At 63.2% G+C, this 907-nt stretch carries 1 protein-coding gene; it reads right to left on the bottom strand.

Annotation, left to right across the window (positions count from 1 at the left end):
• A partial coding sequence (gene istB / locus H926_RS0105005; protein ID WP_028657602.1) for an IS21-like element helper ATPase IstB occupies positions 1-690 on the bottom strand: 690 nt, incomplete at its 3' end.
• Between the last annotated feature and the right edge of the window lie 217 nt (positions 691-907).

The following is a 907-nucleotide window of genomic DNA, read 5'->3' as shown; positions in this document are numbered from 1 at the left end:
GAGCCTGTCGACAGCGGCGAGCGTCATCGCGGGATCGGGGAAGACCCTGTTCCACTCGCCGAAGGGCTGGTTGGCGGTGATCAGCAACGACCGTCGCTCGTAGCGTGCGCTGATCAACTCGAAGAGGACCGACGTCTCGGCTTGGTCGCGCGAGATGTAGGCGAAGTCGTCAAGAACCAGCAGGTGGTATTTGTCGAGCTTGGCCATCGCAGATTCGAGCGCGAGTTCGCGCCGCGCGACCTGCAGGCGTTGCACGAGGTCGGAGGTCCGAGTGAACAAAACCCTCCAGCCCTGCTCTACCAGCGCCAGGCCGATAGCTGCGGCGAGATGGCTTTTGCCGCCGCCCGGCGGACCGAACAGGATGAGGTTGGCACCTTGCTCGAGCCAGCCATCACCGGCGCATAGGGCCATAACCTGAGCCTTTGAGATCATCGGCACGGCATCGAAGGCGAAGCAGTCGAGGGTCTTGCCAGCGGGTAGATGTGCCTCTGCCAGGTGGCGTTCGATCCGGCGGCGATCTCGTTCGGCGAGTTCGTGCTCGGCCAGCGCGGCGAGGAATCTGCTGGCGGGCCATCCTTCCTTGTCTGCCTGGGCGGCAAAGTCGCCCCAGATGTGCTTGATGGTGGGCAAGCGCAGTTCGTTGAGCATGAGGCTGAGACGCTGTGCATCGATCATGGGAGTTGCGTTCATGCGGCTTCTCCCTGTTCGATAAGTTCGTCGTAAATCGAGAGCGGCGCCAGTTCGACCACGACTTCGGGTAGATCGGCAGGGTCCGGACAGAACCGGGCCCGCAAGGTTGTCAGACAGGGCGCTCGGCGCGCCGCCAAGTCCTCGGTCAGCAGCTTTGCGAGTTCTCACAGTTCGTGGGCCATGGCCAGAAGTTCGACGGTGATGCGGCAGGCTTCCC

The organism is Novosphingobium sp. B-7, from assembly GCF_000410615.1.
Lineage (GTDB): Bacteria > Pseudomonadota > Alphaproteobacteria > Sphingomonadales > Sphingomonadaceae > Novosphingobium > Novosphingobium capsulatum.
Note: the sequence above shows the minus strand (reverse complement) of the source record. Positions and strands in the feature narration are given on the sequence as shown.